At 54.1% G+C, this 11,086-nt stretch carries 16 protein-coding genes and 1 pseudogene; 16 read left to right on the forward strand and 1 reads right to left on the reverse strand.

Translation table 11 applies throughout. The features are described 5' to 3' along the window. The first annotated feature begins 652 nt into the window (after nt 1-652). From GYRE_RS04000 to GYRE_RS04065, 14 genes and pseudogenes are all read left to right on the forward strand, one after another. Nucleotides 653-1,597: a hypothetical protein gene (locus tag GYRE_RS04000; protein WP_038253183.1), complete on the forward strand. Its 945-nt coding sequence runs from the start codon at nt 653-655 to the stop codon at nt 1,595-1,597. Between the two features lie 116 nt (nt 1,598-1,713). Beyond that, entirely contained in the window at nt 1,714-2,601 is an 888-nt protein-coding gene (locus GYRE_RS04005) for a GTPase family protein (RefSeq protein WP_038253235.1), read from the forward strand. A gap of 198 nt (nt 2,602-2,799) precedes the next feature. Further along, nucleotides 2,800-3,204 carry a hypothetical protein gene (locus tag GYRE_RS04010; RefSeq protein ID WP_038253184.1) on the forward strand — a complete coding sequence of 135 codons (405 nt, stop codon included), beginning with the start codon at nt 2,800-2,802 and terminating at the stop codon, nt 3,202-3,204. Between the two features lie 63 nt (nt 3,205-3,267). Beyond that, on the forward strand, nt 3,268-3,732 hold the full coding sequence (locus GYRE_RS04015) for a hypothetical protein (protein ID WP_038253186.1): 465 nt from the start codon (nt 3,268-3,270) through the stop codon (nt 3,730-3,732). A gap of 74 nt (nt 3,733-3,806) precedes the next feature. Continuing rightward, nucleotides 3,807-4,319, forward strand: a complete 513-nt coding sequence (locus GYRE_RS04020) for a DUF4234 domain-containing protein (RefSeq protein WP_038253188.1) — start codon at nt 3,807-3,809, stop codon at nt 4,317-4,319. Nucleotides 4,320-4,401: 82 nt separating this feature from the next. After that, nucleotides 4,402-4,623 (forward strand): hypothetical protein, encoded by a 222-nt coding sequence (locus tag GYRE_RS04025; protein ID WP_038253190.1) that lies wholly within the window; start codon nt 4,402-4,404, stop codon nt 4,621-4,623. Nucleotides 4,624-4,678: 55 nt separating this feature from the next. After that, on the forward strand, nt 4,679-4,900 hold the full coding sequence (locus GYRE_RS04030) for a DUF905 family protein (RefSeq protein ID WP_038253192.1): 222 nt from the start codon (nt 4,679-4,681) through the stop codon (nt 4,898-4,900). A 114-nt stretch (nt 4,901-5,014) separates the two neighbouring features. Further along, nucleotides 5,015-5,833 carry a DUF932 domain-containing protein gene (locus GYRE_RS04035; protein ID WP_038253193.1) on the forward strand — a complete coding sequence of 273 codons (819 nt, stop codon included), beginning with the start codon at nt 5,015-5,017 and terminating at the stop codon, nt 5,831-5,833. Further along, a complete protein-coding gene (locus tag GYRE_RS04040) occupies nt 5,833-6,093 on the forward strand; it encodes a hypothetical protein (protein ID WP_038253195.1) in 261 nt (86 codons plus the stop codon). Before GYRE_RS04035 ends, GYRE_RS04040 begins: the two co-directional genes overlap by 1 nt. Before the next feature lie 92 nt (nt 6,094-6,185). After that, nucleotides 6,186-6,665 (forward strand): antirestriction protein, encoded by a 480-nt coding sequence (locus GYRE_RS04045; protein WP_038253196.1) that lies wholly within the window; start codon nt 6,186-6,188, stop codon nt 6,663-6,665. A gap of 11 nt (nt 6,666-6,676) precedes the next feature. Beyond that, nucleotides 6,677-7,156, forward strand: a complete 480-nt coding sequence (gene radC, locus GYRE_RS04050) for a RadC family protein (RefSeq protein ID WP_038253198.1) — start codon at nt 6,677-6,679, stop codon at nt 7,154-7,156. A 20-nt stretch (nt 7,157-7,176) separates the two neighbouring features. Continuing rightward, nucleotides 7,177-7,398 (forward strand): DUF987 domain-containing protein, encoded by a 222-nt coding sequence (locus tag GYRE_RS04055; RefSeq protein ID WP_015370125.1) that lies wholly within the window; start codon nt 7,177-7,179, stop codon nt 7,396-7,398. An 88-nt stretch (nt 7,399-7,486) separates the two neighbouring features. Further along, nucleotides 7,487-7,717 (forward strand): annotated as a pseudogene (locus GYRE_RS24935) (type IV toxin-antitoxin system YeeU family antitoxin); the annotation flags it as partial. A gap of 545 nt (nt 7,718-8,262) precedes the next feature. After that, entirely contained in the window at nt 8,263-9,069 is an 807-nt protein-coding gene (locus GYRE_RS04065) for a DUF4942 domain-containing protein (RefSeq protein ID WP_038253202.1), read from the forward strand. 250 nt (nt 9,070-9,319) lie between these two features. On the opposite strand, the gene GYRE_RS23505 is transcribed toward GYRE_RS04065, so the two are convergent. After that, the gene (locus GYRE_RS23505) at nt 9,320-9,505 is read right to left on the reverse strand and encodes a toxin-antitoxin system HicB family antitoxin (RefSeq protein ID WP_072009041.1); all 186 of its coding nucleotides are present in this window, start codon (nt 9,503-9,505) and stop codon (nt 9,320-9,322) included. Between the two features lie 314 nt (nt 9,506-9,819). Here GYRE_RS23505 and GYRE_RS04070 point away from each other — a divergent pair, with 314 nt between their 5' ends. After that, nucleotides 9,820-10,845: an ABC transporter substrate-binding protein gene (locus GYRE_RS04070; RefSeq protein ID WP_038253204.1), complete on the forward strand. Its 1,026-nt coding sequence runs from the start codon at nt 9,820-9,822 to the stop codon at nt 10,843-10,845. Beyond that, the coding region (locus tag GYRE_RS04075; protein ID WP_038253207.1) for an iron chelate uptake ABC transporter family permease subunit at nt 10,842-11,086 on the forward strand (245 nt) is incomplete at its 3' end. The genes GYRE_RS04070 and GYRE_RS04075, both read left to right, overlap by 4 nt.

Below are 11,086 nucleotides of genomic sequence, written 5' to 3' on the forward strand. Positions count from 1 at the left end.
GCAGCGTCCAGACGAAATACAAAAATAAAAGTACTGCCGTAAATACTGCTTACTTACTCATTCATCAGTCCCGACGGTTTAAGTGCGTATTCCAGATCCTGAGGGATTCAGTCACCGTGTTATCTGTTGCCGGCCTGAGAATAATCACATATTTATTTAAGCCAGTAAGCCGGGCAATAAATCCCTCCCGGCAGGACGAACTGTTAAACTCTTTTCTCCGTGTTAACGCTACAGACTTCAGCCGACAAACCGAAACCGTTTATCCCTCTCGCCATCCCCACAAAAATCAGAATGCGTCCCCGTTATCGGCTTCAGTGCATGAACAAAAAACCGGCAAATCATCCCCCTAAGACTCTGCAGGGAGAGTCGTTCTGGCCCAACGCAGCCCGCATCACCTGTACAATAATTAACCAGCACAGCACCGTGGCATTCCCGCCTTTCCTGCCGCCGGGTGAGCGTCAGCAAAACGCATCTGAAAGTGAGGCTGCCGGACAAATATAAAACACTACTAAAAACAGCATATCTGCATGATTCATAATTGAAATAACATATTTCTGTCACAAAGATTCACCTGTTAATCCTTTGATATCATTCCATGATTACGGTAAATTTATACGTAAAATCATGTTGATGAAATTCCGGAATGGTAAACATGGAGCATATTACCCTGCCTAAACTGCACGCCCGCAGCGTGCGTGAAGCCCTCTTTTATCTGCACGACCATCGTGAGCACGTCGCCGTCAGTGGATGCAACCTGACGGAGCTCAATGAGAAAATCCACCACTTCTTCTATGAGACCGTGCTCCATGATGAAGGGGCGGATGCGCTGAGAGGGGTTGACTACGCGCTGCAACCGGAGCATGTTCCTTATCTTCTGATGGTCAGGAAAGACGAATGGGCCAGAGCGACCATCGACAATAAATATTTCGCCTGGATTGCCGAAGATGAACTGGCTGGCATGTTTGTCTGGTTTCACATTCTTGAGGTCCAGTCACTGAAAGATACTCAACAGCTGGCTGATAAAAAAAATACATCTTTCAACCCGAAAAACTGGACACTCCCTGATGAAATAAATCTTGTCGCCCCTGATACCCCGGAAGAACGACTGTTGCCCATTGAGCATATTTTTGACACATCCCGCATTTCGACTGATGACAAAATTAATGTCATCACACTTATGCAAGAAAAATGGAGCATCGAAGGTCAAAAATTAAAAAAACGCTTTCGTTTTTTATTTAAGGATAAGGAGGTTATTCCGGAAGAGATTAAGGAAGTCATGGCGTGTGCTGTTGATGAAGGACTTCCGTCATTCGGTGTGAAGTGTATTACACCTGAGTCCATACGGCTGGCGATCCCCTGTATGTATCATTTTTTTGAGTACCGTGACCGTGCTGTACTCAGGAAGCTGAGCCGAATTTACTCGGTAAAGAAATACCAGGAAAAAAATAAAGAAAAGCTGATGGTCACGCTGTTGCTTGACCCGGATGTGAAAGACATGCTGGATGAAATTGCAGAAATCAGGGGGATCAGCCTGCATAAGCTGATTACGCACTGGACCCGCCGGCATTATGGCACGCTGAGAAAACCCGTACAGTAACGGATATATCCGGATTTAAAAAAATCTCAGATATATATCACCTTACTGAATTCCCTCCCGTTTTACATCAACAGGCCATCCCCTCCCGGATGGCCTTTTTTCATCCAGAGGCCAGCATGAAACACCCTTCGGGCTACGCCCTTATTCGCCGTCACCTGCGGCGTTATCCACACGCGTTGCGCCAGCATCTTATCCGGGAGCTTAACCGGCTCGTTACGTATGAACCCGTGATTGGCATTATGGGGAAAACCGGCGTCGGGAAGAGCAGTTTGTGTAATGCACTGTTCCGTAGTGAAGTCTGCGCCGTCAATGCCGTGGAAGCCTGCACCCGCCAGCCCCAGCGTGTGCGGCTGCGCTTTGGCAGCCATTATCTGACGCTGGTGGATTTGCCCGGCGTGGGCGAGAGCGTTCCCCGTGACGGCGAATACCGTGAGCTGTACCGGGAGCTCATGCCGCAGCTGGATATGGTGCTGTGGGTGCTCAAGGCCGATGACCGCGCTTATGCGGTGGAAGAGCAGTTTTATCAGGATGTATTCGCGCAGTTCAGCGGACCGATACCGCCGGTATTGTGGGTACTCAACCAGGTGGACAAAACCGAACCCGCCGAGCAGTGGCTATGGCTGTCGGCGCAGCCCTCGGTATTACAGGCTGAGCGTATTGCGCAGAAACAGCAGGCGGTGGCCCGGCAGTTGCAGATAGCAGAAATAGATATTCTGCCGGTTTCAGTCCGGGGGCGTTACCGTCTGTCACGTCTGGTGGAGGCTATGATTACCCGGCTCCCAAAGCAGGCCCGCAGTCCGCTTGTGCCTCACCTGCAAAACGGGTATCGCACCACAAGCGTTATCAGCACCGCCAGCAGCAGCTTTGGCGATGCGGTGGTGGACGTCATCGATAAGGTCATTGACCTCGCCCCGCTGCCGCAGGTGGCCCGCTCGGCGCTGCATGCGGTGACCCACACCGTCGCACGGGCGGCACGCTCCCTGTGGGGATTTTTCTTCGGTTAGATAAACATCGTCGTCGTTGTCGATAAGTGTTTTTGCCTAACGACGATCAATTTCGTCGATCGAACAGATCGATATTCATCGTTGTACCTGATGAGTCCCGCGGTTACATAATCCACGGGGAACCGTGTCATTACGTTATTTACTCATTAAAAATCAATGTGATGACTCGCAGGGATTGTCACGTCTTAAGGAGCTTCTGTGACTAAATATTATACCGCTACTGCGGCCATGATGCTGCTGGCAGCCCTGTCCTCAGCGGCCAGTGCGTCTGAAAACGACATCGTTAAGGTCGATATTCAGAAGAACATACAGGGTATCAATGTCGCCGTGACGGCTAAAACTGACACTGTCGTGATTAAAAATATTGACGTCAACCGGGGCAAATGCCCGCTGCTGACAAAGGGAAGCATCACATACCAGGGCAAACGGCTTGAGGGCTGGGTGGCGCAGGGGGCGAGCTTCACGCCCACCACGATGCATTTTGCTGACGGCCTGACCTGGCATTTTGGCCATACCTACCTTCAGCCCCCGGCGGGCGTGGTCTGCAGTTTCCTTGAAGCCCGGGTATTCACCGACCGGGGCACCTTCACGGTGACCGAATAAACCGCCTTTAACACCGACCTCTAATCCCCCCAACTTTCTTATTGTTTATCAAAGGAAAATATTATGCCTTTCAAATCGATAGTCCCTCTTACCATTGTGCTTTGCTTCTCCGGCCAGGCGCTGGCATTCGGTAATCACGATACCTGGACCAGCGGCTTCGCGCAGGGCACAGCGGAATACACCATCCTCGGCAAGGGGCAGTCACAGCTGTACCTCGCCTGCGACAGTTCAGGCTCACAGGCCGCGACCATCATATTCACCGATGCAAACGGCCATCAGGTCAGCATGGACAGCGGCCAGACCCTGACCATGAAAATCGATAACGCCGAAGCGGCCGACATCAGCGAGAGCGGCTCTCACGTGGGGGAAGATAACCTCATGTGGGCATGGAACAAACTGCGTACCGGTAAGCGTGTGGTCGTCTCCGGATCAGGTGCACAACCTGCCGTCTTCACGCTGAACGGTGCTGCCGGTGTGATACCGGCATTTGGCGATAACGGCTGCGTGGCAAAGTTTGACGTGCCGTAATCCACGCTGAAACCCTCTCCCATATCCACCCACACTCATTTTTATCAACCCACGGTATAACAAGGAAAATCCCGATGACCGATATTTCGACACTCAGCCAGCGACTGGCAACCCCAACTCTGAACTTCGTGCTGCTCACTGTCGCCACCTGCGGTGTCTGGCCGCTGCTCTGGCTGTACCGGAAACAGCAGATTATCAGCGACACCACCGGTTACCCGGTGAGCGGTGATATCTTCGTTATCTGGCTGGCCGTCTGCTTTGGGCTCGGGCGACAGTTCGGCGTGATGGCCTCTCCGGGTCTGGCGGGGTACGACACAGGCAGCGACACGCTGCTGGCCTTAAGCGGTATTCTGTCGCTCGCCTGTGGCGTGATGTACATCATCTGGGCGTTTAAGGCCAGAGCCGCGCTGCGCCACTACGCGCTGAACACCTTCCGCTTTGACCTGAAAATGAACGCGTTCTACACCGTCGCCTTTAACGTCTTCTACATTACGTACTGTATCAACGACATGCCTCAGGCGCTGGCAAAACACCGGATTATTCATGTTCAGGCTCCCGTGCCGCCAGAATCCCCGTCACCGCAGTAACGCCATCCTCCTCTTATTTACCCGGCAGGGGCATCAGTGAATGCCCCTCATCCGTCCGGACTCCACTCCGAGATTTGACCCAATGACATTACTGAAAATTGTGCTCAACACCCTGCGCCAGCTGCTGACGTGGTGCGCCAGCAGCCGGGCACAGCAGTTTGTGGAAGAGCACTTCCGCGAAGAAGGCTACGGCGAAGACAGTATTTACATCGCCAGACAGACGGCACTACTGCTCGCAGGTGCCTTAATCACGGCCCTGATGGAGCAGATACTGCAGATTATTACCACACACTTAACCCACTGATGCCCTGCTCACTGAGCGGGGCATTTTGTTTTATGACGCTAATAAGGAGACGACGATGCACACGTTACTGCCCGCAGACACATTTACCCGCAGGCAGGCTGAGGCCGTCGTGATGTCGTACCGGAACGTCGCTATTGAAGATGACCTGGGCACGCACTTTCGGCTGGTCATTCGTGACAGCGAGGGGCAATTGAGCTGGCGGGCATGGAATTTTGAAGCCGGTGCCGGAGAATGGTTCAACCGCTATCTGCTCAGCCACGGTATCCCCCGGGACTGACTCACCACGCCCCTCAGCTTAATACCCGCCACACCACCAACAGGCCATGCTCCCTTCGGGGCGCATGGCTTTTTTGTTTATGCCGTTCAGTCAACCAACGCAGGAAAATTAACAATGAGACTAGCCAGCCGCTTCGGGCGGACAAACCAGATCCGCCGCGACCGTCCCTTAACCCGTGACGAACTGATGCAGGTCGTCCCCAGCGTCTTCGGGGAAGACAAGCACGCATCCCGTTCAGACCGCTACTGTTACATCCCCACCATTACTCTGCTGGAGAACCTGCAACGTGAAGGGTTCCAGCCCTTCTTCGCCTGTCAGTCACGTGTTCGTGACCCGGAGCGTCGGGAGCATACCAAACACCTGCTCCGCTTACGTCGGGCAGGTCAGATAAACGGTCAGCATGTACCTGAAATCATTATTTTAAACAGCCACGGAGGCGAGTCCAGTTTTCAGTTATTGCCGGGCATATTTCGCCAGGTTTGCACGAATTCGCTCGTCTGTGGACAGTCGTTTGGCGAAATTCGTGTGCCACACAGGAGTAATGTTGTGGAGCGCGTTATTGAAGGGGCTTACGAAGTACTCGATATCTTTGACAGGGTGGAAGAGAAGCGTGAGGCCATGGAGTCGTTGCTGCTACCACCACCTGCACAACACGCCCTGGCGAACGCCGCACTGACGTACCGCTTTGGTGAAGAACACCAGCCGGTCACCGCCACGCAGATACTGACGCCACGACGCTACGAAGACCGGCAGAATGACCTGTGGACAACCTACCAGAGGCTCCAGGAGAACCTGCTGAAAGGCGGGCTGAGCGGGCGTACCGCAAAGGGTAGACGTACCCACACCCGTGCAGTCAACGGCATCGACGGGGATATCAAACTCAACCGTGCGCTGTGGGTCATGGCCGAAGAACTGCAGCAGGCACTGAGCTGATGCCGTTCGTTCCGGCACATACCCGCCAGATGGCTGTCTGGCCTGTGCCCCTGGAAAACCAGCCTGGCTGCCGTTCCATCTCCGACGATGACCTCTGCGCCTGGTGCAGGCATCTCTGCTACCGTCCCGGCGAGCTCAGCCTGTGCCGGCTGTCTGTGGCTGACGGCATCTGGCCCTCACGGTGCGATGCTGACGGCTGTGCACAATCCTGCCCGCAGCTGCGCCTGAACGTAGCGCCTGCAGATATCACCCGCTGGTAACCCGGTACGCCTGTTACCCCAACATCACACGACTTACACGCTCCCGCCCGGCGGGAGTGCGCTTATGACCATTACTCAAAGGAACAACTGATATGACCGACATTATCAACCTTAACGACAACAACCTGTTACGTCCGCAATATGCCGGTGACGCCACCTCGCTGACCGCCACGCCCGTGCCCGACGAACGGCGTGTGGACTTCTGGCCGCAGCACTTCGGCAGCATACCGCAGTGGATAATTCTTGAACCCACGGTCTTCGCATGGATGGACCGCTTCTGCACGGACTATATCGGGGGCATCTGGCAGTTTTACACCCTGAACAACGGCGGTGCCTTTATGGCTCCGGAAGCGAATGAGGATACCGGTGAAAAATGGTCGCTGTTCAACAGCATGAACGGTAACGGTGGTGAACTCAGCAGTGAGGCAGCCGGAATAGCCGTCTGTCTGATGACGTACAGCCACCACGCCTGCCGTACCGAATGCGACGCCATGACGGAGCACTACTACCGCCTGCGGGACTACGCGCTCAGCCATGCGGAATGTAACGCCATCATGCACATCATTGACTGAGGGATAAGACGATGGAACAACAGTTACCGCTGTTTGCCCGTGAATTAGCCACTGCTGACCAGCAAACCATCCGGGAAGCCTTAACCCTGCTGGCGTGCCAGCTACGCGAACCCGGCGCGGCATTTACCTCCAGTAGCTCAGTACGTGACTGGTTGCGTCTGCAGCTCGCGTCACTGGAGCGCGAAGAGTTCACCGCACTCTTTCTTGATAACCAGCATCGCCTGATAGCACACGAAACGCTCTTTACCGGCACCATCAACCATACGCTGGTCCATCCCCGCGAAGTGGTGAAGGCCGGTCTGAAATACAACTGCGCCGCTGTCATTGTCGCCCATTGCCACCCGTCAGGGCTTGCCGAACCCAGCAAGGCAGATCGTCAGGTCACCACGCGTATTCAGCAGGCGCTGGAGCTGGTCGATATTCGCCTGCTGGACCACCTGGTGGTCGGCGGCATGGAAATCGCCTCCTTTTCTGAGAGAGGCTGGCTGTAGCACAACAGGAAAATAACCCGATGAAAATTATCAGTAAACGCCAGGCAATGGCGATATACCGCCAGCATCCGCAGTCCCGGTTGTTTCGCTTCTGCACAGGTAAGTACCAGTGGTCCGGCAGCGTCTGCCACTATGCCGGGCGGGAGGTGCAGGATATCAGCGGTGTGCTCGCGGTCTTTGCAGAACGCCGTCAGGACCGCAACGGCCCGTACGTCGTATTACGCAGCGTTACGTTGAATTAACTCAAATTTAAGGAGAGCTAAATTGTCGAATAAAACACGACCAGACAGCCACGATATCGCCGAACCCTGATGGGGACTGAAACATGATATGACCCCGTGCTTTGACGCACGCCTGGTGCAGGAAGGCAACCGGCTACATTACCTGGCCGACTGCGCCAGCATCACCGGCACCTTCAGCGACGCGGATTTACACCATCTCGACCAGGCGTTTCCGCTGCTGCTCAAACAGCTGGAGCTGATGCTGCTTTCCGGTGAGCTTAATCCCCGCCATCAACACAGCGTCACGCTCTACGCGAAAGGGCTGTCATGCGAGGCGGATAAGGAGCTTGTGCACCAGGTGGCTGATGGTGGTCTGCGCATTGAAGGCCGGGATAATGACGCTGACGTCAATTTTAAGCTTCATACCGGGCTACGCTTTCCCCTGGCGGTCATCTTTCTGACGCCTGACGGGGATAATGTGTTTTTCCCTGATTTCCTGGTCGATATCAAATAAGCACTCGTCGCAGAATTCTTTATCGAGCCCGAAAATCCGGTCCAGAACACACCTTTTCTTATTACAGCGTGCGCATCTTTTCATCACATCGTCCGTTACGTTATTTCGCTGCCGTGCCTGCGGGGCAAAAGAAAGCCATCCCTCAGCCAGACAGGAAATGAATTGATAAACAATCAGTTAAATCGTTTGCGGGATTCTGGCACAGGGACTATACGAAGGGATAATTCATTTTGCAGATCAATTTTCGAAAATCGATCGGTTACATCGATCGATGGTTGCGCCCCACCGTTTTACATCCCCCGTCACCCTGATGGACACACAACCCCCGGCCCGCATTCATTGTGGGTCTTTTCTTTTTATGGAGATTTAACATGCAGACTGAAGCCGAAGTACTCACCGACCACACCGACGTGATTTGCTCCACCAGCATTGGGCGCATTGTTACCGGACGTAATGCAGCGTTGAGCCTGACAGAAATCCTTATTCATCAACTTAATGATATTTCTGCACTCACCGACAGCATTGGCGGGGGCAAAGCGAATGAATGGGGTGTGCAGCAATACCGTTACGACTGCTGGCTGATGGAGAAACCCGAAACCGCGATGAAGGCGATCACCCGCAATATTGATCGCGGTATCTGGAAAGACCTGATGAAGAAATCGGGGATGCTGAGCCTGATTGATGCTCAGGCCCGTGATGAGTGGTACAAAAACCTTGAAGGGGAGGATATTCCGGCTGTCAGCGAAGCCAACATTCTGAGCACGTTTGAGCAACTGCATCTGAATAAAGGTGAGGTGTTTGAGCGAGGAGTCATTAACGTCTTCAAAGGCTTAAGCTGGGACTACAAGACCAATTGCCCCTGTAAGTTTGGCGCGAAAGTCATCGTGACGGGACTGGTCAAATATGACCGGTGGGGATTTGGGCTTAACTGGGGCTGGCAGCGTGACCGACTGGCAGACCTTGAGCGTATGCTGATGCTTCTGGATGGCAAGCCTGTCCCCGACAACCGCGCTGACGTTACCCGTCGTCTCGGCGATCATATCCATGAGAACCGACATAGCAACCGTTACGAAGATGAGATGTTTGCGATTAAATATTTTCAGAAGGGAACAGCGCATATCAGCTTCAAAAGGCCAGAGCTGGTCGATAAGCTGAATGACATCATTGCTAAACATTAGCCTGGAATGTTACCTTCACAATCTAGCGCCACGAATTGATTACAATAGCTATTTAGCCCACCTTCCCCCAAGTAAAACCATTTGGGGGTGCTTATGGGGGTTACTCATTTATCCAACACAAAACATCAGAGATTAATCAATAAGTTAACAACCGAATACGACTCCTGTGATCTCCGCCAAAATTGTTATTTCAAACGTCGATATCCCTATTTATTTGAATTATTTAAATTCAAAGCTCATTGGTTTTAAATTAATCCTTTCCAGAATTTATTCTTTCCAGTTCTTGCCTCCCCAGCGTTTTAAGCCAGTTACCTAAACTCATTTCTTGTTGTTTTGCGGCAGCTTCAAACTGAGCTTTTAGTTCAGGGGTAATACGGATTTGAAAAGTGGGTGCTTTTCCAGACGTTGACTGATTTATAGTGACGGTGAAAGTGATGCCGGGCTGTATTGTGCTAATGACCTTTGGCGAGCAGGAACAAAAGATGCCGGCTGAAATAAAACTGCTGAAACAAAAACTGAGTGGTATTGAGAGTGCCTTAAGATAGCCGCTCACACATCTCTCTCTGAGCCCCCTTGCCGGGCACACTTCTCTCACCCGGCCCGAAAATATCCCAACCCACCGCGCAAACGCTTCGCCTAACACTTTGTGATTAACGCGGTGTTGCATCGGCAATAATTTGATACTGAACAAGTTTTTAAGCGATGTATATGTAAATATATAGCGCTTTTTAACCAGTCAGGACGAATGTTATGCCGATCACCCGACGACTGTTTGCTCAGGCCATGGCGTCCGCGCTGCTGCTGGCGGGGCTGCCTGTGCGGGCGCGCTCATCGCTCTCATACGTGATGGGAACGCTGCCCGCGGGGAATAACATCCGCCGGGTGGTGAGCGCGGGTGCGCCTGCCGATCTGCTGATGCTTGCGGTGGCACCGGAAAAGCTGCTGGGGCTCTCTTCCATCGATTTATCCCAACCGCCTGCCGGGCTGTTCCCGGAGCAGATTCGCCAGTTGAAAAAGCTCGGCAGACTGGCGGGTCGCGCCAGTACCCTGTCGCTGGAAGGGTTGATGGCCCTTCATCCCGATCTGGTGGTGGACTGCGGCAACGCCGATGAAACCTGGCTGTCGCAGGCGCGGCAGATAAGCCGACAAACGCAGATCCCGTGGCTGCTGCTCGACGGCGCTCTGCGGCAAACCCCCGAGCAGCTCAACGCGGCGGGTGAAGCGCTCGGCGTCACCTCACGCACTACCGCTCAGGCACAGCTTGCCGGGCAATTTATTCAGGAAGCGGAAACCTTTGCGCAAACCTCCGCCGCGGGTCTACGTTTTTACGCCGCCCGGGGGGCGCGCGGGCTGGAAACGGGCCTGCAGGGGTCGCTGCATACCGAGGCCGCCGAACTGCTGGGGCTGCGCAACGTCGCGCGCATTACCGGACGCAGCGGGCTTACCCAGGTGTCGATGGAGAACCTGCTCAGCTGGCAGCCGGATATTATCCTCGTGCAGGATCCGGTCACCGCCCGGTATCTGCGTGAAGATCCGGTCTGGCAGGGCGTGAAGGCAGTTAAAGCGCAGCGGATATTGTTTCTGCACGGTCTGCCGTTCGGCTGGCTGGATGCGCCGCCGGGTATCAACCGTCTGCTGGGGCTGCGGCGGCTGCACGCCTGGCTTTCCCCTGCGGTTGAGCAACGTTTTCAGGCCGACATGACGCGCTACGCGAAGCTGTTCTGGCACACGTCGCTCAGCGACGCGCAGTACAAAGCGCTGGTGGAGAACGGATGAAAATCGCCACCCTCACCCTGATGCTGGCGGCCCTCGCGGTGATGAGCGTAACGCTGGCGCTGATCTCCGGAGCCTATCATCTGGATCTTGCTCAGGTGATCGCCCTGATCGCGCAACCCGATACGCTGTCGCCTGAGGATCGCATCGTCTTCTGGCAGATCCGCCTGCCGCGTATTCTTGCCGCTCTGCTGCTCGGCGCAGCCCTTGCCGGAGCCGGTACCACCTATCAGGGCATGTTCCG

Origin of the sequence: Yokenella regensburgei ATCC 49455 (assembly GCF_000735455.1) — a bacterium.
GTDB lineage: Bacteria > Pseudomonadota > Gammaproteobacteria > Enterobacterales > Enterobacteriaceae > Yokenella > Yokenella regensburgei.